The following is a 21,760-nucleotide window of genomic DNA, read 5'->3' as shown; positions in this document are numbered from 1 at the left end:
CTCCGCGGACATGGAGGGCGCGACCGGAGTCACCCGGACCGCCGACGTCGTACCCAGGACCGAGGTCCGGCTCGACGCGGCGGGGGCGGTGGAGGGCATCCATGGCTGAGGACGTCGTCGACCTGTGCGCCGCGCTGCTGCGCTTCGACACCACCAACCGCGGCGGCGGCACGTCGGCCGGCGAGCGCGACGCCGCCGAGTTCGTCGCCGGGCACCTGGAGAGCGTCGGCGTGCCCGCGCGCGTCCTCGAACCCGCGCCCCGGCGGTCCAACGTGCTCGCCCGGGTGCCCGGCGACGATCCCTCGCTGCCCGCCCTGCTGGTGCAGGCGCACCTCGACGTCGTGCCCGCCGATCCCGCCGAGTGGAGCGTGCCGCCGTTCGCCGGTGTGGAGCGCGACGGCTACCTGTGGGGACGCGGCGCGGTCGACATGAAGGACATGGTCGCCATGGTGCTGGCCGTGCTCGGCGCCTGGTCGCGAGAGGGCCGGCGACCGCGGCGGGACATCGTGCTGGCGTTCGTCGCCGACGAGGAGGACCGGGGCGAGCACGGGGCGCACTGGCTGGTCGAGCACCAGCGGGACCACTTCGCCGGGGTCACGGCCGCGATCAGCGAATCGGGCGGCTACTCCTACCGGGTCGGGCCCCGCCGGCTGTACCCGATCGGCACCGCCGAGCGCGGGACGTCCCACCTGCGGCTGACCGCACGCGGGCGGGCCGGGCACGGGTCGCGGCGCAACACCGACAACGCGGTCGTGCACCTGCTGGGCGCGTTGGGCCGGCTCGCGGCCCTGGAGCACCCCGTCCGGCTCACCCCCGCGGTCCGGGCCTTCCTGGAACGGACCGGGGAGGCGCTGGGCGTCGCCGTCGACCTGTCCGATGTGGACGGCACGCTGGCCCGGCTGGGTCCGGCGGCGGCGCTGGCCGAGTCGACCGTGCGCAACAGCACCACGCCCACCGTGCTGCGGGCCGGGTACAAGGTGAACGTCATCCCCGGCACCGCCTCCGCCGATGTCGACGTGCGCACCCTGCCCGGCACCGTCGACGAGTTGCTGGCGTCGGTGGACGCCGTGCTGGGGGAGCACGTCACGCGGGAGGTGCTGGAGGACCTGCCGCCGGTGCAGGCACCACTCGACTCGCCCTGGTTCGACGCGATGGCCGACGCGTTGCGGGCGGAGGACCCCGAGGCGGTCGTCGTGCCCTACTGCATGGGCGGCGGGACGGACGCGAAGGCGTTCAGCCGGTTGGGCATCGACTGCTACGGCTTCGCGCCGTTGGCGTTGCCCGAGGGGTACGACTACCGGGCCATGGCGCACGGCGTGGACGAGCGGGTGCCGGTGGACGGGTTGCGGTTCGGGGTGCGGGTGCTGGACCGGTTCCTGTCGTCCTGACGGCTAGAGGTACGGGTCGGTGATCTCGCGCAGCCGGGCCAACGCGTCCCGCAGCGCGGCCATCCGGCGCCGGCCCAGGTGGGCGGTCCACTCGGCCTCCACCTCGGCGATGACCGATCCCGCGACCGGGACCGCCGCCTGACCCCGTTCGGCGACCCGGACCAGCCTGGCGCGGGCGTCGGTCGGGTCGGGGGTGCGTTCCACGTAGCCGGCCCGTTCCAACTGGTCGACCAGGAAGCCCGCGGTCTGCTTGGTCACCTGCGCCGCCTCCGCCAGCTCGGTCAGGCGGGATCCGTCCGGGCCGACGCGCTGGAAGATCCGCGCCTGCGCGGGTGTCACGTCGTCGAACCCGGCCTCCGCCAACGCCGCGAACACCCGGTTCTCCAGCTCGCGGTACGGGCTGTAGAGCAATAGGCCGATGTTGGGGTCCACCAACGTCCACTCCTTGACGACAGTCAGAGAGACTGATCGAAGTGGTCAGTCTATCGTACCAAATGGGACGCTGGTCGGTGATGGATCGACAAGCCCTATGGCAGGCGCCGGACCAGCGGCGGGCCGACCTCGCCACGCCGTTCGACACCTTCACCGCCGAGCACCTGTGACGGCGTTCGGGTCCTCCGGAAGACCTGACGCCGCTACCGTGGGTGTCGGGAGGGGAACCTATGATGATCGGCGAAATCAGTCCACCCACCGGCTCGTACCCGGTCGGTGTGGTGACGCTGCACCTGGTCGACGAAGGGCGTGCCGACCCGTGGGACGGGACCGCACGCGAACTCATGGCATCGGTGTACTACCCGGCGCGTGCGGTCGGGGAGCCCGCGCCGTACATGCTGCCGGGGGCGGCCGGGATGTTCCGGCGGATCGACGTGGTGCACCTGCACCCGGAGCTGCCCGACGACGGGGTGGACTGGGCGGCCACGCGTACCAACTCGGGTTCGGGCGCGCCGGCGGTGGCCGGGTCGTGGCCGGTGCTGGTGTACACGCCGGGCGGGGGTGATCCGCGGGTCATCGGGACGGCGCTGGCCGAGGAGCTGGCCTCGCACGGGTACGTGGTGATCACGGTCGACCATCCCGGGGAGACCAGCGCGGTCGAGTTCCCGGACGGCCGGGTGCGGACCTTCGCGTTGACCGGCGACCCGCGCACGGACCTCGCCACGTTCAGGACGGCGCTGGACGTGCGGACCGCGGACGTGAAATTCGTGCTCGACGCGGTGGTGGAGGCCTGGCCTCCGGCCCCCGGTTCGATCGTCCCACACGGCACCGACAATCCTCACGGCACCGACAATGCACGCGGGGCCGACGGAGCCGGGTCCGTGTTCGAGGGGTTGCGGCTGGACGTGGAGCGGATCGGGGTGGTGGGGCACTCCGCCGGAGGTGGCACGGCCGCGCAGATGCTGTACTACGACCGGAGGGTGAAGGCGGCGGCCACGTTGGAGGCGTATCTCGACTACATCCCCGCTACGCCCGGTGGGGAGCGGGAACTGTTCCCGGTGGCCCGTGACGGGGTGGACCGGCCGTTGCTGCTGCTCAACACCGACGGGTTCCGCGACGAGCGGCTCGATCTGACGTGGGCCGCGGTCGCCCGGAAGGGCAACACCGAACGGGTGGAGATCGAGCGGGCCGAGCACTGGGGGTTGACCGACTTCGCCGACCTCGCGCCGCAGTTCGAGGCGGCCGGGTTGATGACCGCCGACGAGCGTGCCCGCCTGGTCGGTGTCGGCGAGCCGCTGCCGGCGTTGCGGCGGCACGTGGTCGGCTTCTTCGACCGGCACCTCCGGGGCCTCGCGGAAGAGAACCTGGCGGAAGAGAACCCGGCGGAAGGGGACCTCGCCGAAGAGAACCTGGTCGATTAGGTCCTGGCCGGACAGGGACCGGTCGACCAGGACCTAGCCGAACCGGATGTGCTTGACGCCCGTCCACGCCCGGCGCAGTCGGCCGCGCAGCGGGCTGTCGGTGTTCGGCGCGAGGGTCAGGCCGGCGGAGGCGGCGATGTGGTCGGCCGCCTCCGCCACCGTGATGTGGTCGGTCCACAGGTGTTCGGCGAACTCCGGCGCGAGCAGCCGGTCCAGGCACCGGTCGAGCGCCTTCACCGCCGCGCTCTCCCGGCGCAGCGGCGCGTCCTTGCCCAGCAGGACGCGGGTCGCGTGCACGAGCTCCCGTTCCCGCAGCCTGTTCAGCACCACCTCGCGGGACGCCAGCAGCGCGAAGTGCCGCACGTCGTGGCCGCGGTCGCGGAGGCGGCCCACGATCTCGCGGAAGTAGGCGGGCTCGATCACCGTCATGGGTGCGATCAGCACACCGTCCTGCCGGGACAGCGCCAGGTCCAGCACCTCGAACACGCCCTGCCGCCACGCCGGGAAGTCCTGGAAGTCCCCGCGCAACGCGGGTGGCGTCATGCGGCGCAACGCGAAGCCGACCGTCTCCGGGTCGCAGACGTGGCTGCCGGGCAGTCTCCGTGCCAGCTCGTGCGCGGTCTGCGTCTTACCGCCGCCGAACGGGCCGTTGATCCACAGGAGCATGGGTCCTGGTTATCACGGACGCCGCGCCAGGCGCACGAGCTTGAGCGCCAGGTGCAGCTCCAGCCGCGCGCCGCCGTCGGCCAGGTCGCGCCCCGTGACGGCGGCGATCCGGCCCAGCCGGTAGTACAGGCTGGTGCGGTGCAGGTGGAGGGCGTCGGCGGTGGCGCGTGCGTCGCACCCGGAGTCCAGGTACACCTCCAGGGTCCTGAGCAGCACGTCCGACAGGCCCGCCAGCACACCGTCGGGCGGCGCGCCGAGCAGCAGTCGGTACGCGCCCAGCTCCGACCAGTGCGCCGTCCTCGGCAGGGTCGGGTCCAGCGACGACAGCTCGGCCGCCGCCAACGCCTGCTGGTAGGCGGACCCGGCGCGGTCCGGCGGGTGCGGGTCGCTCACCCCGACGTGGCCGGCCAGGTCCGGCAGCGGGCCGGCGGCGGGCACGGTGCGGACCACGCGTGGCCGCAGGGCGACCACCACCCGGATCGGCGCGCGCTCCCCCACCTGGACGCCGGCGGCCAGCGCGGGCAGGTGGCCGGCGACCGCCGCCGGGTCGACGTCGCCGAGCACCCACAGGTAGCCGACGAGCACACCGTTGTGCCGCAACGGGAAGCCGACGCGTTCCTGGAAGCCCAGCTCCTCGTTCGCGGGCACCCGCACCGGGCCGGTCGCACCCGCCACGCCGTGCCGGTCCTGCCACGCCGCGACCTCCGGCGGCACGCGGCGGGTCAGGATGGCGCGCACCCGCGCCGGGTCCACGTCGTCGGTCTGCGCGCTGTGCGCCACCACCCGGCCGGACACGTCGTCCACGGACACCCCGCGGCCCAGCACCCGGGACAGCTCGTCCAGCAGCTCCTGCATTCCGACAACTGTAGGAACAACCTCCGACGCCACGCGGGCGCGGTCCGCCGTCCGCCGGTCCTAGCGTCGGCGGCGTGACGAACAGCAGGATCGCCCCCTGGGCCTCGCCGCGTGCGCAGCGCCGCCTGGCCGAGGTGGAAGCCGCCGTGTCCGCCGACCTGAGCGCGGCGGGCGTCGCGGGCGCCGTCCGCGAAGCCCTGGAGGCGCACGCCGGTCAGGTCGACGACGACGGCATCGTGCTCTACGCGGGCACGAACGTGCTCAGCCCGGCCGCCGCCGCGGCGAACCTGCCGTCGGTGTCCAGCCGCCCCAGCATGGGCTGGCCGGGCGAGAAGTACCAGGTGGGGCTCGACCACCTGGACACCCTGGAGGTGCTCGCGCCGCTGCTGGTCGCCGAATTGATGGAAGGCTCCTACGCCGAGGTGCGGCTCCAGAGCGCGACCTTGGCCAACCTCGCCGTCTACACGGCGTTCGCCCGGCCCGGCGACAAGATCGCGGTGCTGCCCGAGGCCGCCGGCGGGCACGCCAGCCACCACCCGCAGGGCGTGCCGGCGGTGCGCGGCCTGACCGTCGTGGACCTGCCCTACGACCCGGAGCGGCTGGACCTCGACTACCCGAAGCTGCCCGGCTTCCTGCGCGTGCACCGGCCCCGGATCGTGGTGATCGGGGCCAGCATGATGCTGTTCCCGCACGACGTGGCGGCGGTGCGGGCGGCGGCGGACGAGGTCGGCGCGATCCTGCTCTACGACGCCTCCCACGTGGCCGGGCTGGTGGCGGGCAAGGTGTTCCAGCGCCCGCTGCACGAAGGCGCGCACGTCCTGACGTTCTCCACGTACAAGTCGTTCGGCGGCCCGTCCGGCGGCTGCGTCGTCACCCGCGACCCGGACCTGGCCGAACGCGTGTCGACCGTCGCCTACCCCGGGATGCTGGCCAACTACGACGCCGGCCGCCTCGGCGCGCTCGCGGTCACCGCCGCCGAACTCGCCGAACGCGGCCCGTCCTACGCCTCGGCGTGCCTGTCCAACGCCCGGGTGCTCGCCAGGTCCCTGCACGACAACGGCTTCGAGGTGGCCCGCCGCGACGGCGAGTTCACCCGCTCGCACCACATCGCCGTCGACGCCCTGCCCCTGGGCGGCGGCGACGCGGCCGGCCTCCGGCTCGGCGAGGCGGGCATCTACCTCAGCGGCATCGGCCTGCCGTGGCAACGCGCCGACGAAGGCCTGCGCGGTCTGCGCATCGGCACCCAGGAGATCACCCGCCGCGGCTTCACACCCGAGGACCAGCCGATCATCGCGTCCCTGATGCGCCGCGCCCTGCTCGACGGCGAAGCGCCGGAACGCGTCCGCGCCGACGCCGTCGCCCTGCGCCGCGAGGTCGACCGACGGACCCCGTGACTCCTCGCAGGGGTTCCCCGCCGCGTGAACCGCTCCCCAGAAGTTGGACTGGGAATCCAGTTCCGACTTCCGGGGAGCGGTTTGGTGCATCCACGAAGTTCGTTGTCCGAGGGGCAGCGGGAGTCCGCTGTCGGGTCGTTCGAGGCCGGGTATGGTCCGAAGGCTGTGGCAACCCGGTTGGGTGTGTCCAGGGCCGCGGTGCGACGCTTGCATGATCGTTGGAGGTTGAGAGGCGCGGGAGCGCTGATGAACAATCCGGGCAAGCGGTCGTTCACGTTCGAGTTCAAGCTCGGGGTCGTGCGCCGGTTCGTGGCGGGTGAGGCGACCGCGGCCGAGCTGGCGCGCGAGCACGACCTGTCCTCGTCCAAGCTGGTCGAGAACTGGGTGCGGGCGTATCGGCGCGAGGGAGAGGAAGCGTTGCGCCCCAGGCGGAAAGGCCGGCCCGCGGCGCCACCGGCTTCGGAACCGGATGAGCTGGAACGGTTGCGGGCCGAGAACCTGCGGTTGTCCGCGAAGGTGGCCTACCTGGAAAAATTGCGGGCCTTGAGGGAGCAGGGGCGAGGGTGAAAACCCAGGTCATCGCCGCCCTCAAGGCCGACTACCCGCTGCCGGTGCTGCTGGCGGTCGCCGGCCTGGCCCGGTCGACGTTCTTCCATCACCAGGCCCGGCTCACGCGACCTGATCCGCAGGCCGGGCTCAAGACCGCGATCATCGAGGCGTTCGAGGCCGCCCGTGGCCGCTACGGGCATCGGCGGATCCACATCATGCTGATCCGTCAAGGCCGGCAGGTGGCCAAGAAGACCGTGCTCAAGCTGATGAACATCCTCGGCCTGGTCTGCGAGGTCCGGCGGCCACGCCGGTATCGGTCCTGGCTCGGGCAGACCGGCACGACCGCCGAGAACACGCTGAACCGCCAGTTCACCGCATCGGCGCCGGACACGAAGTGGGTCACCGACGTCACCGAGTTCCGCATCGGTGACCGCAAGCTCTACCTGTCCCCGATCATCGACCTGTTCGACCGATCCGTGATCGCTTACTCCTGTGGCCCGTCGCCAACGCTGGAGCTGACCAACTCTTCACTCCGCGAGGCGATCGCCACCCTGCCCGCCGGCACCTCGCCGCTGGTGCACTCCGACCAAGGGTTCCAGTACCAGCACGCCTCCTGGCGGAAACTGCTTGACGACGCGGGCCTGACCCAGTCGATGTCACGGCGGGCCAACTGCCTGGACAACTCCATAGCCGAGAACTTCTTCGGCCACCTCAAGGAAGAACTGTTCCACCACACCAAGTTCGACACCGTCACCGAGTTCACCACGGCGCTGGACGAGTACATCGACTGGTACAACACCACCCGCATCTCGACCACGCTCAAGGGCCTGAGCCCGGTCGAGTACCGAGCCCAGGCCCTCACGGCCTAACCTTCAGTTAGCCAGTCCAACTTCCGGGGACCAGTTCACGCGCTGGGGAACCCCTGCGAGGCCCCGATGAACGGCACACCGCCCGGCATTGCGGAACGAACCTTTCCGCGATGGCACCTACCGTCTGTGCCATGACCGAGATCCGAGACCCCGGGAACGCCCGGTGATCACCCTGCGCGGGCTCAACCGCGCCCTGCTGCACCGCCAACTCCTGCTCGAACGGGCGGAGCCGACCGTGGCGGACACCGTGGCACACCTGGTCGGGATGCAGGCCCAGGAGCCGCCCGCGCCCTACTACGGGCTGTGGTCGCGGCTGCGGGACTTCGCCCCGGCCGACCTCGGCGACCTGCTCACCGAGGGCAAGGTGGTCCGGGCCCCGCTGCACCGGGCCACCATCCACCTCGTCACCGCCGACGACCACGCCCGCGTCGAACCGCTGCTGCGGACCATGCTGCACCGCCGGTTCGGCTCCTCGCCGTTCCGCGCGGTGCTCGCCGGGCTGGACGTCGACGAGTTCGTCGCGGCGGCCCGCGCACTGCTGGTCGAACAGCCCCGCCCCCGCGCCGAACTGGGACGGTGCCTCGCCGAACGGTGGCCGGCGCTGGACCCCGCGTCGCTCGGCCACGCCGCCACCTACCTGCTGCCGGTGGTGCAGCTCCCGCCGCGCGGCGTGTGGGGACGGTCCGGGCAGGCGGTGTGGGCGACGGCCGAGCAGTGGCTCGGCCGGGTCGGAGACACCGCCGACCCGGAGGCGTTCGTGCGCCGCTACCTCGCGGCGTTCGGCCCGGCGACGGTGAAGGACATCGGGCTGTGGTCCGGCCTGACCCGACTGCGGGACGTGGTGCGCGGCATGGACCTGCGGGTGCTGCGCGACGAGCGGGACCGCGAGCTGTACGACGTGCCCGACGGTCCGCTGCCCGACCCGGACACCCCGGCGCCGGTGCGGTTCCTGCCCGAGTTCGACAACGTGCTGCTCGGCCACGACGACCGGACCCGGGTGATCTCCGACGAGGACTACCGGCGCGGGATCGTGATCGGCGGCAAGCCGACGCTGCTGGTGGACGGGTTCGTGCACGGCGTCTGGCGGTTCTCCGAAGGGCTCGACGTGCAGGTCTTCCGCCCGCTGACGGCGGCGCAGCGCGCGGACGTGCTGGCCGAGGGCGCCCGGCTGCTGGCGTTCGCGGCGGTGGAGGGCGAGGTCCGCATCCACCCCTGACCGTTTTGGACGATCGTCCAGTACGATCGTCCAAAACGGTGGAGGTGGACATGTCGTCGGTCCGGGAACGGCTGCTCGGCGCGGCCGTGGAACTCATCGCCGAGAAGGGCTGGGGCGCGGTCAGCACCAGGGTGCTGGCCGACCGGGCGGGCGTCGGGTCGGGCGTGGTGCACTACCACTTCGACTCGACGCAGGCCGTCCTGGTGGAGGCGTCGGTCGGGGCGCTGCGGGCGGCACTGGCCGGGCTGCCCGACCTGCTGGCGTCGGCGGCCGGCCCCGAGCAGGCGCTGGACGCGCTGCTCACGACGCTGGACGAGGCGGGCGGGCAGGAGCTGTTCGTCGAGACCTTCCTCGCCGCCACCCGCAACGACCGGCTGCGGCAGGCCGTGGGCGCGGTCCTCACCGAGTTCCGCCACGTCATGGCCTCGTGGCTGGCCGCACGCGACGTCCCGACCCCCGAGGCGACCGCAGCCGTGCTCGCCGCCGCGATCGACGGCCTCCTGCTGCACCGCGCCCTCGACCCGGACCTGTCCCGCGCGCTCGTCGTGCCCGTGCTGGGCAGGGTGCTGCGGTGAAGGTCGTGATCTGCGGAGCCGGCATCGCGGGCCTCACCCTCGCCGGCAAGCTGGGCGCCCTCGGCCACGCGGTCGTCGTGGTCGAGCGGTCCGCCGGCCCGCGCGCCGAGGGCTACATGATCGACTTCTTCGGGCCCGGCTACGACGCCGCCGAGCGGATGGGCCTGCTGCCCCGGTTCCACGAGCTGGGGTACCGGTTCCTGGAGGCCGGCTACCACGACGAGACCGGGCGGCGGCGCGCCGGGCTGAGCTTCGAGCGGTTCGCCGACACCCTGGACGGGCGGATGACCAGCATCATGCGCCCCGACGTGGAACTGATCCTGCGCTCCGCCCTCCCGCCGGGGGTGACCGTGCGGTTCGGCGCGGGCGTCGTCGCGGTCGACAACCGGGCCGACGGGGTGTCGGTGGCGCTGTCGGACGGCTCGACGCTCGACGCCGACCTGTTGGTCGGCGCGGACGGCATCCACTCGACCGTGCGGCGGCTGGTGTTCGGCGACGAAGCGCGGTTCTTCCGCTACCTGGGCTTCCACACCGCGGCGTTCACCTTCACCGACCCGGAGATCCACGCCCTGGTGGCGGGCCGGTTCTGCCTCACCGACACGGTGGGCAGGCAGATCGGGTGCTACGGGCTGCGCGACGGCCGGGTGGCGGCGTTCACCGTGCACCGGACACCCGACCCCACCCTGCCCGCCGATCCGCGGGCGGCGGTGCGCGCGGCGTACGGGACGCTGGGCTGGATCGTGCCGCGTGTGCTCGACCGGTGCCCGCCGGAGATCTACTACGACCAGGTGGCGCAGATCGAACTGCCCCGCTGGCGGACCGGCCGGGTGGTGCTGGTCGGTGACGCGTGCGGCGCGGTGTCGCTGCTGGCCGGGCAGGGTGCGTCACTCGGCATGGGCGGGGCATTCGTGCTGGCCGAGCACCTCGACGACCCGGACGCCTACGAACAGCGCTGGCGGCCGATCGTCCTGGAGAAACAGCAGGTCGCGCGCTCCGGAGCACGCTGGTTCCTGCCCGCCACGCCACTGCGCCTGCACGCCCGCCGATGGGCGATGCGCCTGGCCCGGGTGCCGTGGATCGACCGCCGGATCGCGGCCGGCCTGGTCGGCAAACCCACCGCCCTGGTATCGGAGCGATAGGTCCAACGCCGCCGCGTGCGGAGGCCCGGTCGGAATCCGTGGCCGCTACCGCAGTTGATCGCGGCGGCGTGTCAGGTAGGCGGTCTCGGCGGTGTTGCCCGCCAGATCGATGGCTCTGTCGTAGGCCTCGCGCGACTGCCGACTCCGGCCCAGCCGGCGCAGCAGGTCGGCACGCGTGGCGTGATAAGCGTGGTAGCCGGCCAGCTTGTCCTCAAGGCGGTCGACGGCCGCCAACGCCACCTCCGGACCGTCGAGTTCGGCGACCACGACAGCCCGGTTGAGCACGACGATCGGGGACGGGTCGAGGCGGACGAGCCGGTCGTAGAGGGCGAGGACCTGAGACCAGTCGGTGTCGCGGATGTCGCGGGCGGAGGTGTGCACGGCGTTGATCGCGGCGAGGATCTGGTAGCGACCCGGGGCCACCCCGGCCGCGGCAGCGGCGAGGCGTTCGCGCACCAACCCGTGCCCCTCGGCGATCAGTTCCACGTCCCAGGCCCCGCGGTCCTGCTCGTCGAGCGCGACCAACTCGCCGCTCGCCGAAACCCGGGCCGTGCGGCGCGCCTCCGTGAGCAGCATCAACGCCAGCAGCCCGGCCACCTCACCGTCCTGCGGCAGCAGCGCGCGGATCAGCCGGGTGAGCCGGATCGCCTCGGCGGTCAAGTCGCGACGCACCGGATCGGTGTCGGGACCGGTCGCCAGGTAGCCCTCGTTGAACACGAGGAACAGGACGGCGAGCACGCCGGACACACGGGCCGGCAGATCGTCGGCGGACGGCATCCGATAGGGGATGCGCGCCGCCTTGATCTTGGCCTTCGCCCGGGTGATCCGCTGCCCCATGGCACTCTCGGCCACCAGGAAGGCGCGGGCGATCTCGGGCACGGTCAGCCCGCCGACCATGCGCAGCGTCAGCGCCACGCGGGTTTCCACCGCCAGCGCCGGGTGGCAGCAGGTGAAGATCAGCCGCAGCCGGTCGTCGTCGATCGCGCCGAGAGGCTCGGGCGGGGTGTCGTCGTACACCATCCGAGCCTCCCTGTGCTTGTCGTCGCGCTTGTTCTCGCGCCGGATCCGGTCGATGGCCTTGCGCACGGCGGTCGTGGTCAGCCACGCGCCGGGATTGGGCGGCACACCGTCGACCCGCCACCGCTCCACCGCGGTCGCGAACGCCTCGGCCGCTGCCTCCTCGGCGCTGTCGAGGTCACCGAAGCGCCTGGTCAGAGCGGCCACCACCCGCGCCCACTCGTCGTGGTGGGCCCGGGTGACCGCCTCCTCCACGTCGCTCACCGGAACGGCCGCACCTCGATCTTCCGGTCGCAGACCTTCGACGCCTCGGCGGCGAGCTTCAGCGCCACATCCAGATCGGGGGCCTCCCACACCCAGACGCCGGCGAGGTACTCCTTCGACTCCACGAAAGGCCCGTCGCTGAACACCGCCTGCTCACCCCGGTTGTCGACGACCGTGGCCGCGTCGGTGTCCGCGAGCCCGCCCGCGAACACCCAGTAGCCCTCGGCGATCAGTCGTTCGTTGAACGCGCTGATGGCAGGCAGCCGGTCCGTGCTGCCGGGATTGATCTTGTCATCGATCACGGAGACCAAATACTGCATCCGACGATCCTCTCTCATGGTGTCAATGCCGGCCCTTGTGGCGGCCTCACCCTTGCTACGAACACCACCGCCCCGATCCGACACGGCCTCCCGAATTTTCCTCCATCGACCGCGAGGGCAGGAAAGTCCGCCCTTCAGGACAGGGCCGCCGGTACTGCCGCCACCCCCGCCGGCGTCGCTAACGTCCGCGCATGGGTGTCGTCCACCGGCACGAACAGCGGATCCGTGCGGCAACACCGCACGATCGCCCCGCCCGGCACGCCGGCGGGCCGGGACTGCTCGCCCTCCAGCGCATGGCGGGCAACGCCGCCGTGGCCACGCTGGTGCAACGCTGCGGACCGGTGCCCTGCGACTGCTCGCCGGAGGAACGCGCCGAGAAAGAGGCGGCCGGACCTGCCGTGCAGCGCACCATCGGCGACGGCCACGACCTGTGCGCGCCCCGTTTCGCCGGCGACCTCTCGTTGGAGGCGTGCTTCGACGACGAGGCCCGCCTGACCATGAACGGCGTCGGCAAGCCGGGGACGACGAAGGTCCAGAGCGGACCGGCGGTGCGCAAGGTGCAGGACGCGCTGGTCGACCTCGGACACCTGCCCGCGCCCGCGGCCACCGGCACCTACAACCGCGCCACCTGGGACGCCGTCAAACGCCTCAAGGCAGCGGAACACCTCGGTTTCGAGACCCTGGGTGACGTGGGACCGGGCACGATGGCCTTCCTCAACACGCACTTCACGCCACCCTGCCCCCGCACGCTGCCCTCACCGCCCTGCCCTCCGTGTGGCGGTGGCGGCGGCGGTGGCGGCACGACCCCTCCGGTGCCGGTCACACCGACGTGCAAAGCGCCCACCAGCCCCGACATGTCGGGACCGTCGTTCAACCCGACGACCGACGGGCAGGCCTCGGTGGCGCTGCGCCACCCCATCGACGGGCTCACCGCCAACTCCCTCGCCGACGACGCGCTCGCCGCCGCGAGCGCCAGCGGCCTGCCGGGGCTGCACCTCGGCCGGGCGGACGCCTTCCGGCACGCCCTGTGGAACTGTCAGATGGCGAAGCAGCTCGGCGCCACCCGGGCCGAGCAGTTCGCCACCGGCCACGAGAACAGCGGCCCCAGCCCGATCCCGTTCGACAACCAGATGGACCTGCACAACAACGCCGTCGGCCGTTCGCTCAGCGGCGGGGGCGACTGCGCGACGGCAGTCCGGGCCGCGCTTGCGGCAGGGCTGTTGCGCACCATCCGCGGACCGGACACCACGCCGTCCGCCACGCCCCCGGTGCCGGCGCCGTGCATCGGCGCGTCGGACCAGCCCTGGCCGTGACGGTCGCCTAACCCTTGGCCGCCCGAAGCTGCGCCAACTCCGCCAGCAACCGGTCCGACTGGCCTTCGGCGCGCTCGGCACGGGCCAACGTCTGGATCCGGGCCTCCTCCACCGCCGCCACCCGCTCCCGCGCGACCTGTTCGGCCTGCTCGACCCGGCGCTCGTGGGCACGCCGCACCTCGTCCAGCTCGCCGCGGGCCCGGTCGAGTTCGGCACGCGCGTCCACCGCCGCCTGCCCGGCCCGTTCCGCGGCGGCACGGGCCTCGACCACGGCACTGTTCGCCCGTTCGACCTCGGCGACGGCGAGATCGACCTGCTCCTTCGCCTCACCACGAACCCCGGCCATCTCCGCCGCGACGAGGTCGAGCCTGGCCTTGGCGTCCGCGCGAACCCGCTCGACCTCGTCCCGAGCGTCCTGCCGGACCCGTTCGACCTCGTCCCGAGCGGCGGCCTGGGCGTCGAGCCGAGCCTGCTCGACCTCCTTCACCGCCTGCCGCCGCGCCTGCTCGGCCCGTGCCACCGCGTCGGCCTGCGCCTGCGCCACCCGCGCCTCGGCATCCCGCCGGATCGCGTCGACCACCTCCGCCGCCTCGGCCCGGACAGCGCCGATCTCCACCTCGGCCCGCTCGACCGCGCCAGTGGCTTCCGACCGAGCCGCGTCGCGCTGCTGGTAGGCCACGGCCGCGTCCCGTTCCGCCTGTTCGGCGGCCCGCACCGCGTCCTCGGTGGTCTCCTCGGCGACCTTGCGCGCCCGCTCCGCGTCCCGCCGCCGCCGCTCGGCCTCGGCGAGGGCCGCTCCCGCCTCGGCCACCTTCCGCGCCGCATCGGCTTCGGCGGCCTGGACCTGGCTCTCGGCGACACTCGGATCCGCCATGGCGGCCAGCTCGCCGACCGCCCCGGTCAACGTCGCCGACATCTGCTCGGCCAACACCCGGAACCGCTCCAGCAGCTCCTCCGCCCTGATCTTGCCCGCGGTGATCCCCGGCGGACTTTTCGTCACGGTGACGACCTCCGCCTGCGCTTCCTCGGCCTGCGCCAACCGCTGCCGCTCCCGCCAGGCCCGCCACCGGGTGTGTTCCGGCAGGTCGCAGTACTCCGCCGGCCGCCCTGGGCCGCCACCCCGCAGCACCGGACGCGTGCAGCCGGGGTAGTTGCAGGTCGCGGCGGGTGTCTCGGTCGTCGTCACGGCAATATCGTAGCAGAGTAACGTCATTACAAACGTTATCGACCGCTACGCAACGATATGGTGGTGCGAGATCCTGACTTCCGATAAGTAAACCTTATCGGAAGTCAGGATTGAGCCGGCAGCATGGATACCGTGCACACCTGGATCACCACACCCATCACCGCGGACTTCCTGCGCGGCGCCCTCGAACTGGAGACCACCGCACACGGCGTGCTGCCGCACCGGCTGCCCGCCTGGGCCCGCGCCCAGAGCGCCGATCCGCAACTCGCCATGGCGGAGGCCCAGCCCTCCGGCGTCCGGCTGGTCTTCCGCACCCGGGCCACCGCCGTCGAACTGGACGCGCTGCCCACCAAGCGGGTCTACGTCGGCGCGCCGCCCCGCCCGGAGGGTGTGTACGACCTGCTCGTCGACGGCCGCCTGGCCGGCCGGTCCGGTGTGCCCGGCGGCAACACCCTGACCATCGACCTGACCACCGGGACCGCCGGGAACCAACCCGGTCCGGTCGGCACCGCGGCCTTCACCGGCCTGCCCGGGCGACTGAAGGACGTCGAGATCTGGTTGCCGCACAACGAGATCACCGAACTCGTCGCCCTGCGCACCGACGCGCCCGTGGAGCCCGTGCCGGACCGGGGTCGCCGGGTGTGGCTGCACCACGGCAGTTCGATCAGCCACGGCTCCGACGCCGCGAGCCCCAGCACCACCTGGCCCGCGCTCGCCGCCGGTCTCGGCGGTGTGGAGCTGGTCAACCTCGGGTTCGGCGGCAACGCCCTGCTCGACCCGTTCACCGCCCGCGTCCTGCGGGACACCCCCGCCGACCTGATCAGCGTCAAGATCGGCATCAACCTGGTCAACGCGGACCTGATGCGCCTGCGCGCGTTCACCCCGGCGGTGCACGGCTTCCTCGACACGATCCGCGAAGGCCGCCCCTCCACGCCGCTGCTGGTCGTCTCGCCGATCCACTGCCCCATCCACGAGGACACCCCCGGCCCCGGCGCCTTCGACCTCGACGCGCTCAGCGCCGGGGTGCTGCGGTTCCGGGCCACCGGCGACCCCGCCGAGCGGGCCGCCGGGAAGTTGACGCTGGGCGTCATCCGGGACGAGTTGGCGCGGATCGTGGAGCAGCGGAGGGCCGCCGACCCGAACCTGCACCACCTCGACGGCCGGGAACTGTACGGAGCGGCCGACTTCGCCGAGTTGCCGCTGCCCGACCGACTCCACCCGGACGCCGCATCCCACCGTCGGATGGGCGAACGCTTCGCCGAATTCGCGTTCACCACCGGTGGCCCGTTCGCCGGCCGCGGTTCCGCAGCGTCCTGATGCCCGCTCCGGTAGGGGGCCGGAGCCGGTGTGTGCTCGTTTGGAATAGACGAGTGGCGTTAGCCGCCGGAATCCAGGACGCATACGCTGGTCCTTGGCGCAGGTACACGACATTCGCGCCACGGATGGACCAAAGGGACTACAAGTATCCTCGGGAGCCTCCAGTGAAAAGCACGAGAATTGTGCTGTATGCCCTGCTCATCACCTGGATGGTCAGCTTCTCGCCCGCCGCCGCTTCATCGATCGCGCCGGCGTCGCCGGCAGGTCCGAACGCGTTCACGCTGTCCAGCACCGCCTTCACCAACGGCGGCGTCATCCCCAAGATCCACGAGTGCACCAGCGGCGGCGGCAGCGACCCCGCCAAGAAGAACGAGTCCCCGCCCCTGGCCTGGTCGGACGCCCCTGCCGCCGCCAAGAGCTACGCGATCGTCATGCGGGATCTCGACAACGCCAACCTCATCCACTGGGTCATCTACGACATCCCGGTGGGCGCGACGTCGCTCCCCCAGAACGTCGAGCACGTCTACCAGCCGTCGGTCCCCGCGGGGTCCAGGCAGGTCTACTACCGGGGAAGCGCGAGCCTCTTCGGCTACCAGGGCCCCTGCTCGCCGTCGACGGTGAACACCTACGAGTTCGTCGTCCACGCGCTCAACCAGGCGTCGCTGACCAACTTGAACTCCAACTCGTCGACCCAGACCGCCGCCAGGGCGATCGCCTCGGCGTCGGTCGGCTCGGCCAGGATCAGAGGCGAGTCGTAGCTCCACCGTGCGCGCCGCCCCGTCGCAGTCGGCGGGGCGGCGCAGCCGCTGCTCGACCTCCTCGGAGTCGACGATGGCGAGGAGCGGGCAGCTCCTCGCCATCGTCTTTGTCGTCCCGCGGTGGACGGCCCTGACCCGGGCCCACCGGTTGTGGGGTTGTGATGGGAATGGGCGAGGGCGGCCATTCCCATCACAACCCGGTCAGCAGCTACTCCCTCACGGGTTCAGCGTGACTCCGTATGCGGTCAGCGCCTCGGCGACCGGCTGGTAGTACGAGGTTCCGCTGCCCTTGCCGGAGGTGATGCCCAGCCCCACTTCCCCGGCGAACAGGCAGCCGCCGGAGTCGCCGGGGTTGGCCAGCGCGTTGGTCTGGATCAGCTCGCGCACCGCGCCCTCGGAGTAGTTCACGGTGACGTTCAGCCGCTGCACCGAACCGGCGGTCAGGCGCGTGGTGCTGCCGCTCTTCTGGATCCGCTGCCCCACCGTCGCCGGCGCGTGCGAGCTGATCTTCTGGGTGGAGCCGTTCCACAGGGTGACCGCGCCCGGACCGCTACCGGAGGTGTTCCGGATCAGGCCGTAGTCGTTGGTCGGGAAGCTGGCGCCCTCCGACGGCCCGACGCTCCACTGGCGCACCGCGCGGGTGCAGTGCCCGGCGTCGACGATGTAGTTCTGGCCGTTCTTGTTCGTGTTGAAGCCGACCGAGCAGCGGGTTCCGCCGCCGGTGATGGCCTCACCGTTGTAGATGGCCAGGTGCATCTCACCGGTGACCCGCTCGATCCGCACCCGGTCGCCGAGTTGGCGGGCGGTGCGCAGCAGGGCCGCGAGGTCGCCGCCGGTCGCCGCGTTCGAGACGCTCAGCACGACCTGGTTGGTCTTCGGGTCCAGTCCGATCGAGGTGTGCGTCACCGCGGGCACCGATTCCAGCGTGCCCTGGGCGGTCGCGAGCGCCTCGACGGAGTGCTTCACCAGCTTGGCCTCGGCGCCGGACGCGCGGACCTCGTCGGCGGCGGCTGCGTCCAGCACGTTCACCACCGGCTTGCCCATCGTGTCCAGGTAGCCGCCGGCGACACGGGCGCCCAGCCGGTCGGTGATCCGGTCCAGGGTGCGCGCACTGGCGTCCTGCGTGCGCAGGATCTCGGCCGCTGCGGCGGGCGAGATGCCTTCCCGCGCACCCATGTCGGCGATGGCGGACTGGGCCACTTCCGGTGCGTACCCGTCGACACCGGACGCCGAGGCGACCGGGGCGACCATGAATCCGGCGGCCGTGGCGCCGGCTATCAGGGCGATGGCGGAGCGGGCGATGAAACGCCGCTCCTGGGCGATCTTGCGCATATCGTCAACTCACTTTCACAGGGAAGCGCGGGGTGACCGCGCCGATAGTGGGTTGGACCGGGCACGTCGTGCGTGACCGGCCTCGGACAATTCCTGCGCACCCCAGCCTGTTCCAGCACACCCTCACCCCGGTACCGCCTTTCGTCGGGACGGCCGGAAGTTTTTTGTGGATCAGGGGCGGGGCATCCGATTCCAGTGCGACGGGTGCGGAGCAAGGAGTGCGACTCCGGATCGGTGCGGGGTGTCTGGCCGAGTTGGCGGAATCACTTCATGGAGAAGGTCATCGGAAAGCGTCGGGTGGAGATCCACCGTGCGAAGTCGATTCTCACCGGGAGCGGGCGCGCACGGCGGTTCCCGCGCAGGCGATCACGGCGATGCCGCCGAGGACGGTGGGCCAGGTGAGTTGTTCGCGCAGGAACAGCGCGGCCCAGCAGAGGCTCAGCACGGGCTGGACCAATTGGACCTGGCTCACCTGCACCATCGGGCCGATGGCGAGTCCGCGGTACCAGGCGAAGAAGCCGAGGAACATGCTCACCACGGCCAGGTAGCCGAACGCGGCCCACTCGGTGGCCGTGCCGTTCGGGACGTGCCGGGTCAGCGAGACACCGGTGAGGGCGGTCGTCACCGGCGCGGCGAGCACGAGTGCCCAGGACACGGTCTGCCAGGAGCCGAGTTCGCGGGCGAGCATCCCGCCTTCCGCGTAGCCGATCGCGGCCGTGGCCACCGCGCCGAACAGGAGCAGGTCGGGCCAGTGGAGTCCGCCGAGCCCGCCGCCCTGTGCCGCGGCGAACCCGACGGCGGCGAACGCGCCCACGGTCGCCATGGCCCAGAACGGCATCGGGGGTCTCTCGCGTCCGCGGAGCACGGTCGTCACCGCGGTCACGGCGGGCAGGAGGGCGATCACGACGGCGCCGTGACCGGCGGGTGCGGTGGTGAGGGCGAAGGAGGTCAGCACGGGGAAGCCCACGACCACACCACCGGCGACGACCGCCAGGCGTCCCCACTGACGGCCGCGGGGCAGGCGCTGTTTCGTGATCGCCAGCGCCGCGGCGGCGAGCAGGGCGGCGACGACCGCGCGGGCGGAGCCGACGAACAGCGGCGACATCCCGCCGTTCTCGACGGCGACGCGGGTGAACGGGACGGTGAAGGAGAACGCCGCGACGCCGAGCAGGCCCCATCCGAGACCGGCGGGCGAGGGGGATAGCGGTGGCAGGTTTTGGAGAGTAGCGCTACTGTCCTGCTTCATGTCCGACGATAGCAGCTCGCGTATCGTCGCGGGCCTCCGCGACTGGATCGCCGAGGCGCCGGCGGGCTCGCGGCTGCCGTCGACGCGGGCGCTGGTGGCGCGGTACGGTGCGAGTCCGGTCACGGTGCAGAAGGCGTTGCGGACGTTGACCTCGCAGGGGATGGTGGAGAGCCGTCCCGGGGTGGGCACGTTCGTGCGCGCGATCCGGGTCGCCCGCCCGCACGACTACGGGTGGCAGACGGCGGCGCTCGGGGCGCCGAACCACCGGATACCCGAGCTGCCGGCGGCGTTGGAGTCCGTCCCGAACGACGCGATAGCACTGCACTCGGGCTATCCCGACCGCGACCTGCTGCCGGAACGCCTCGTCCGCGCGGCGTTCGCCCGGGCGGCGCGCACCGAGGCGCTGGGCGACCGGCCCCCGACGGCGGGCCTCCCGGACCTGCAGTCCTGGTTCGCGGCGGAACTCGCGTCGGCGACCCCGGCCGGGATCACGCCGGCCGCACCCGGCGACGTCGTGATCATCCCGGGCAGCCAGGGCGGGCTGATCACCGCGTTCCGCGCCCTGGTCGGGGCGGGCCGGCCGCTGCTCATGGAGTCGCCGACCTACTGGGGTGCGATCCTGGCCGCCGCCCAGGTCGGCGTGGACGTCGTCCCGGTGCCCAGCGGATCCGACGGCCCCGACCCCGACGTGCTGGCGCGCGCGTTCGAGCAGACCGGGGCGCGGGCGTTCTACGCCCAGCCGAGCTTCGCGAGCCCGACGGGAGCGCTGTGGACGCCGGCCTTGGCCGACCGGGTCCTGGAGACGGTCCGGCGGTACGGCGCGTTCCTCGTCGAGGACGACTCGGCGCACGACTTCGGCATCACCGCCGATCCGCGGCCGGTCGCCGCCCGGGACGACGGCGGGCACGTCGTCTACCTCCGCTCGCTGAGCAAGAGCGTCTCGCCGTCCGTGCGGGTCGCCGGCCTGGTCGCCCGCGGCCCGGCGCGCAAGCGGATCCTCGCGGACACCCAGGCGGAGTCGATGTACGTCAGCGGTGTGCTGCAGGCGGTCGCGCTCGACGTCGTCACCCACCCCGCCTGGCGGACCCATCTGCGCCGACTCCGCCACCAGCTCACGGCCCGCCGGGACCTGCTCGTCGCGAGCCTGCGCGAGCACGCGCCCGACGCGCAGGTGGCGGCCGTGCCGCAGGGCGGGCTGAACCTCTGGGCGCGGCTGCCGGACGCGATCGACCTCGGGCGGGTCGTCCAGGAGTGCCGGTCGGCCGGCGTCGTCATCGGCCCGGGGCACGAGTGGTTCCCCGCGGAGCCGACCGGGCAGTTCATCCGGCTCAACTACGCCGGCCCCAATCCCGGCGCGTTCCCCGACGGCGCCCGCGTGATCGGCCGGACGCTCGCCGGTGACGGCCGGCCCTGACACCGGCCGGCGGCGTGAGGTCTCACGGCGCGAAGCCACTTCGACGGGTCGCGCGCTCTGCTACGGTGATCACGTGACTGCCGGGTCGGCCATGGGCCATTACCGAGACGGGCACCCGGCTCAGGTTTGAGCGCCGGGCGGGCCAGGGGTCCGCCTGTTCTCCGGGAACCGCGCATCGGCGCGGGACGACTTCCGAAGCTGTTGTGAAGCCGATTCCTCCTGGAGAGCAGACGACATATGGCACGTGATTTCAACCAGCAGGTCATCGAGGAGTTCCGGGCCAACCGCGGTCGGGTGGGCGGGTACTTCGAAGGGGCCCGGCTCATCCTGCTGACGACCACCGGCGCCCGGTCCGGGCGGCCCTGCACCAGTCCGCTGGGGTATCTGCCCGACGGTGAGCGGATTCTGGTCATCGGGTCCGCCGGCGGGTCGGACAAGCATCCCGACTGGTACCACAACCTCCTCGCCGATCCCCGGGCGACGGTCGAGGACGGCACGTTCACCTACACCGCCGAGGCGACCGTCCTCACCGGTGGGGAACGGGACGCGGTGTTCGCCCGCGCGGTGGAGGCGGACCCCGGCTGGGGCGAGTACCAGGCCAGGACGGCCCGCGTGCTGCCCGTGGTCGCGCTGGAGCAGGTCGAGGCCGGGCCGCCGGATGTGACGTCGATGGGCGAAGGGCTCCGGGTCGTGCACGACGCGTTCCGGCGGGAGCTGGCCGTCATCCGCGCCGAGGTGGCCGCGGCCGGCCCCCGGCTGGGGGCGCAGTTGCGGATCAACTGCCTGACCTTCTGCCAGGGGATGGAGTTCCACCACCGGGTCGAGGACGGCGGGATGTTCCCCGCCCTCAACGAGCGCTACCCGGAGCTGGACGCCGCGATCGCCCGGTTGCGGGCGGAGCACGTGCGGATCGCCGAGCTGCTGGAGGAGTTGCGCGCGGTGGTGTCCGGGGACGGCGGCGAGGACCTGCTCGGACGGGTCGACGGGCTCATCGCCGAGCTGGAGGCCCACCTGACCTACGAGGAGGAGCAGCTCATCCCGCTGCTCGACGCCTGACCGGCCGGGTAGTCTCCCCCCGGTCGTGTCCGG

Annotated in this window: 21 protein-coding genes and 1 pseudogene; 14 read left to right on the top strand and 8 right to left on the bottom strand. The window is 72.4% G+C overall.

From position 1 onward, the window contains the following. Nucleotides 1–101 precede the first annotated feature (101 nt). Nucleotides 102–1,388 (top strand): M20/M25/M40 family metallo-hydrolase, encoded by a 1,287-nt coding sequence (locus ACQPZF_RS20870; protein WP_433274121.1) that lies wholly within the window; start codon nt 102–104, stop codon nt 1,386–1,388. Between the two features lie 3 nt (nt 1,389–1,391). On the opposite strand, the gene ACQPZF_RS20865 is transcribed toward ACQPZF_RS20870, so the two are convergent. Beyond that, nucleotides 1,392–1,820, bottom strand: coding sequence for a MarR family winged helix-turn-helix transcriptional regulator (locus ACQPZF_RS20865; protein ID WP_433274119.1), 429 nt, complete (start codon nt 1,818–1,820; stop codon nt 1,392–1,394). Between the two features lie 230 nt (nt 1,821–2,050). Between ACQPZF_RS20865 and ACQPZF_RS20860 the strand changes: the two genes are divergently transcribed. Then, nucleotides 2,051–3,241 carry an alpha/beta hydrolase family protein gene (locus tag ACQPZF_RS20860; protein ID WP_433274117.1) on the top strand — a complete coding sequence of 397 codons (1,191 nt, stop codon included), beginning with the start codon at nt 2,051–2,053 and terminating at the stop codon, nt 3,239–3,241. Between the two features lie 33 nt (nt 3,242–3,274). Here the strand turns inward: ACQPZF_RS20860 and ACQPZF_RS20855 are convergent, their stop codons facing one another. Together ACQPZF_RS20855 and ACQPZF_RS20850 are read right to left on the bottom strand one after the other, a co-directional pair. Next, nucleotides 3,275–3,907, bottom strand: a complete 633-nt coding sequence (locus ACQPZF_RS20855; protein WP_433274115.1) for an AAA family ATPase — start codon at nt 3,905–3,907, stop codon at nt 3,275–3,277. Nucleotides 3,908–3,919: 12 nt separating this feature from the next. Next, complete coding sequence (locus tag ACQPZF_RS20850) at nt 3,920–4,762, bottom strand: PucR family transcriptional regulator (RefSeq protein WP_433274113.1); 843 nt, start codon at nt 4,760–4,762, stop codon at nt 3,920–3,922. A 74-nt stretch (nt 4,763–4,836) separates the two neighbouring features. Here ACQPZF_RS20850 and glyA point away from each other — a divergent pair, with 74 nt between their 5' ends. From glyA to ACQPZF_RS20815, 7 genes and pseudogenes are all read left to right on the top strand, one after another. Beyond that, nucleotides 4,837–6,156, top strand: a complete 1,320-nt coding sequence (glyA, locus tag ACQPZF_RS20845) for a serine hydroxymethyltransferase (RefSeq protein ID WP_433274111.1) — start codon at nt 4,837–4,839, stop codon at nt 6,154–6,156. A 24-nt stretch (nt 6,157–6,180) separates the two neighbouring features. Beyond that, nucleotides 6,181–6,381 (top strand): annotated as a pseudogene (locus ACQPZF_RS20840) (helix-turn-helix domain-containing protein); the annotation flags it as partial. Nucleotides 6,382–6,402: 21 nt separating this feature from the next. Next, entirely contained in the window at nt 6,403–6,723 is a 321-nt protein-coding gene (locus ACQPZF_RS20835) for a transposase (RefSeq protein ID WP_433274416.1), read from the top strand. Then, nucleotides 6,720–7,574, top strand: coding sequence for an IS3 family transposase (locus tag ACQPZF_RS20830; RefSeq protein ID WP_433267953.1), 855 nt, complete (start codon nt 6,720–6,722; stop codon nt 7,572–7,574). Before ACQPZF_RS20835 ends, ACQPZF_RS20830 begins: the two co-directional genes overlap by 4 nt. 163 nt (nt 7,575–7,737) lie before the next feature. Beyond that, on the top strand, nt 7,738–8,790 hold the full coding sequence (locus ACQPZF_RS20825) for a winged helix DNA-binding domain-containing protein (protein ID WP_433274109.1): 1,053 nt from the start codon (nt 7,738–7,740) through the stop codon (nt 8,788–8,790). A 50-nt stretch (nt 8,791–8,840) separates the two neighbouring features. Beyond that, the gene (locus ACQPZF_RS20820; RefSeq protein ID WP_433274107.1) at nt 8,841–9,365 is read left to right on the top strand and encodes a TetR/AcrR family transcriptional regulator; all 525 of its coding nucleotides are present in this window, start codon (nt 8,841–8,843) and stop codon (nt 9,363–9,365) included. Continuing rightward, nucleotides 9,362–10,504 carry an FAD-dependent monooxygenase gene (locus ACQPZF_RS20815; protein WP_433274105.1) on the top strand — a complete coding sequence of 381 codons (1,143 nt, stop codon included), beginning with the start codon at nt 9,362–9,364 and terminating at the stop codon, nt 10,502–10,504. The genes ACQPZF_RS20820 and ACQPZF_RS20815 overlap by 4 nt, the downstream gene beginning before the upstream one ends. A 45-nt stretch (nt 10,505–10,549) precedes the next feature. On the opposite strand, the gene ACQPZF_RS20810 is transcribed toward ACQPZF_RS20815, so the two are convergent. Beyond that, nucleotides 10,550–11,785: an RNA polymerase sigma factor gene (locus tag ACQPZF_RS20810; protein WP_433274103.1), complete on the bottom strand. Its 1,236-nt coding sequence runs from the start codon at nt 11,783–11,785 to the stop codon at nt 10,550–10,552. Then, nucleotides 11,782–12,105: a YciI family protein gene (locus ACQPZF_RS20805; protein WP_433274101.1), complete on the bottom strand. Its 324-nt coding sequence runs from the start codon at nt 12,103–12,105 to the stop codon at nt 11,782–11,784. Before ACQPZF_RS20805 ends, ACQPZF_RS20810 begins: the two co-directional genes overlap by 4 nt. Nucleotides 12,106–12,296: 191 nt before the next feature. Between ACQPZF_RS20805 and ACQPZF_RS20800 the strand changes: the two genes are divergently transcribed. Further along, complete coding sequence (locus tag ACQPZF_RS20800; RefSeq protein WP_433274099.1) at nt 12,297–13,418, top strand: DUF6973 domain-containing protein; 1,122 nt, start codon at nt 12,297–12,299, stop codon at nt 13,416–13,418. 7 nt (nt 13,419–13,425) lie between these two features. On the opposite strand, the gene ACQPZF_RS20795 is transcribed toward ACQPZF_RS20800, so the two are convergent. After that, nucleotides 13,426–14,604 (bottom strand): hypothetical protein, encoded by a 1,179-nt coding sequence (locus tag ACQPZF_RS20795; RefSeq protein WP_433274098.1) that lies wholly within the window; start codon nt 14,602–14,604, stop codon nt 13,426–13,428. 132 nt (nt 14,605–14,736) lie between these two features. Between ACQPZF_RS20795 and ACQPZF_RS20790 the strand changes: the two genes are divergently transcribed. Together ACQPZF_RS20790 and ACQPZF_RS20785 are read left to right on the top strand one after the other, a co-directional pair. After that, on the top strand, nt 14,737–15,921 hold the full coding sequence (locus tag ACQPZF_RS20790; RefSeq protein ID WP_433274096.1) for a GDSL-type esterase/lipase family protein: 1,185 nt from the start codon (nt 14,737–14,739) through the stop codon (nt 15,919–15,921). A gap of 164 nt (nt 15,922–16,085) precedes the next feature. Beyond that, nucleotides 16,086–16,679 (top strand): YbhB/YbcL family Raf kinase inhibitor-like protein, encoded by a 594-nt coding sequence (locus ACQPZF_RS20785; protein ID WP_433274094.1) that lies wholly within the window; start codon nt 16,086–16,088, stop codon nt 16,677–16,679. A gap of 216 nt (nt 16,680–16,895) precedes the next feature. On the opposite strand, the gene ACQPZF_RS20780 is transcribed toward ACQPZF_RS20785, so the two are convergent. Together ACQPZF_RS20780 and ACQPZF_RS20775 are read right to left on the bottom strand one after the other, a co-directional pair. Then, nucleotides 16,896–18,011 (bottom strand): S1 family peptidase, encoded by a 1,116-nt coding sequence (locus ACQPZF_RS20780; RefSeq protein ID WP_433274092.1) that lies wholly within the window; start codon nt 18,009–18,011, stop codon nt 16,896–16,898. A 325-nt stretch (nt 18,012–18,336) separates the two neighbouring features. Continuing rightward, nucleotides 18,337–19,257: a DMT family transporter gene (locus ACQPZF_RS20775; protein WP_433274090.1), complete on the bottom strand. Its 921-nt coding sequence runs from the start codon at nt 19,255–19,257 to the stop codon at nt 18,337–18,339. On the opposite strand from ACQPZF_RS20775, the gene ACQPZF_RS20770 reads away from it, so the two are divergent. Both ACQPZF_RS20770 and ACQPZF_RS20765 read left to right on the top strand, forming a co-directional pair. Further along, nucleotides 19,256–20,671 carry a PLP-dependent aminotransferase family protein gene (locus tag ACQPZF_RS20770; RefSeq protein WP_433274088.1) on the top strand — a complete coding sequence of 472 codons (1,416 nt, stop codon included), beginning with the start codon at nt 19,256–19,258 and terminating at the stop codon, nt 20,669–20,671. The genes ACQPZF_RS20775 and ACQPZF_RS20770 overlap by 2 nt on opposite strands. Nucleotides 20,672–20,908: 237 nt before the next feature. Beyond that, nucleotides 20,909–21,727: a nitroreductase/quinone reductase family protein gene (locus ACQPZF_RS20765; protein WP_433274086.1), complete on the top strand. Its 819-nt coding sequence runs from the start codon at nt 20,909–20,911 to the stop codon at nt 21,725–21,727. Nucleotides 21,728–21,760: the final 33 nt, after the last annotated feature.

This window comes from Actinosynnema sp. CS-041913, assembly GCF_050942485.1.
In the GTDB taxonomy this organism is placed as follows: domain Bacteria; phylum Actinomycetota; class Actinomycetes; order Mycobacteriales; family Pseudonocardiaceae; genus Actinosynnema.
Note: the sequence above shows the minus strand (reverse complement) of the source record. Positions and strands in the feature narration are given on the sequence as shown.

Coding starts and splice junctions, on each gene's coding strand:
- ACQPZF_RS20870 (WP_433274121.1), top strand. CDS start 102: ATGGCTGAGGACGTCGTCGACCTGTGCGCCGCGCTGCTGCGCTTCGAC.
- ACQPZF_RS20860 (WP_433274117.1), top strand. CDS start 2,051: ATGATGATCGGCGAAATCAGTCCACCCACCGGCTCGTACCCGGTCGGT.
- ACQPZF_RS20805 (WP_433274101.1), bottom strand. CDS start 12,105: ATGCAGTATTTGGTCTCCGTGATCGATGACAAGATCAATCCCGGCAGC.
- ACQPZF_RS20765 (WP_433274086.1), top strand. CDS start 20,909: ATGGCACGTGATTTCAACCAGCAGGTCATCGAGGAGTTCCGGGCCAAC.
- ACQPZF_RS20780 (WP_433274092.1), bottom strand. CDS start 18,011: ATGCGCAAGATCGCCCAGGAGCGGCGTTTCATCGCCCGCTCCGCCATC.
- ACQPZF_RS20855 (WP_433274115.1), bottom strand. CDS start 3,907: ATGCTCCTGTGGATCAACGGCCCGTTCGGCGGCGGTAAGACGCAGACC.
- ACQPZF_RS20770 (WP_433274088.1), top strand. CDS start 19,256: ATGTCCGACGATAGCAGCTCGCGTATCGTCGCGGGCCTCCGCGACTGG.
- ACQPZF_RS20800 (WP_433274099.1), top strand. CDS start 12,297: ATGGGTGTCGTCCACCGGCACGAACAGCGGATCCGTGCGGCAACACCG.
- ACQPZF_RS20835 (WP_433274416.1), top strand. CDS start 6,403: ATGAACAATCCGGGCAAGCGGTCGTTCACGTTCGAGTTCAAGCTCGGG.
- ACQPZF_RS20850 (WP_433274113.1), bottom strand. CDS start 4,762: ATGCAGGAGCTGCTGGACGAGCTGTCCCGGGTGCTGGGCCGCGGGGTG.
- ACQPZF_RS20775 (WP_433274090.1), bottom strand. CDS start 19,257: ATGAAGCAGGACAGTAGCGCTACTCTCCAAAACCTGCCACCGCTATCC.
- ACQPZF_RS20820 (WP_433274107.1), top strand. CDS start 8,841: ATGTCGTCGGTCCGGGAACGGCTGCTCGGCGCGGCCGTGGAACTCATC.